This is a genomic window from Streptomyces sp. STR69, assembly GCF_024519455.1.
GTDB lineage: Bacteria > Actinomycetota > Actinomycetes > Streptomycetales > Streptomycetaceae > Streptomyces.
Genome location: NZ_JALJRY010000093.1, coordinates 1 through 719, shown reverse-complemented (window position 1 = coordinate 719; position 719 = coordinate 1). Strand labels below are relative to the sequence as shown.

Annotated in this window: 1 pseudogene; it reads left to right on the top strand. The window is 66.3% G+C overall.

Annotation, left to right across the window (positions count from 1 at the left end):
* Positions 1-644: pseudogene (locus OC490_RS49095) on the top strand (alpha-1,4-glucan--maltose-1-phosphate maltosyltransferase); the annotation flags it as partial.
* Between the last annotated feature and the right edge of the window lie 75 nt (positions 645-719).

Genomic DNA, 719 nt, shown 5'->3' with positions numbered 1-719 from the left:
AGTTGTCGGGCGAGGCGGCCTCCTACATGCGGCCCAACTTCTTCGTCAACACCCCGGACATCCTGCACGAGTTCCTCCAGCACGGCGGCCGGCCCGCCTTCGAGCTGCGGGCCGTACTGGCGGCGACGCTCGCGCCGACGTGGGGGGTGTACAGCGGGTATGAGTTGTGCGAGAACGCTCCGCTACGGCCCGGCAGCGAGGAGTATCTGGACTCCGAGAAGTACCAACTCCGCCCGCGCGACTGGGCGTCGGCCGAACGGGAAGGACGTAGCATCGCGCCATTGCTGGGCAAGCTGAACGACGTCCGACGCCGGAGCCCGGCGTTGCGGCAGTTGCGCGACCTCCACTTCCATGACACGGACCAGGAGGCGGTGATCGCCTACTCGAAGCGGAGTGGTTCGAACACGGTTCTGGTGGTTGTGAACCTGGACCCCCACCACACCCAGGAGGCCACGGTCTCGTTGGACATGCCGCAACTCGGCCTGGAATGGCACGAGTCGGTGCCGGTGCGCGACGAGCTCACCGGTGAGACCTATCACTGGGGCAGGGCCAACTATGTGCGCCTGGAACCGGGTAACCGGCCCGCACACATCCTCACCGTCCTGCGACCGTCCCCGCAGATCGGAGGGTCACCCACAATATGATCGTCAACGAGCCCGTCCCGGACACCTTCGAGGACACTCCCGCCAAGGACCGGGACCCCGAGTGGTTCAAACGCG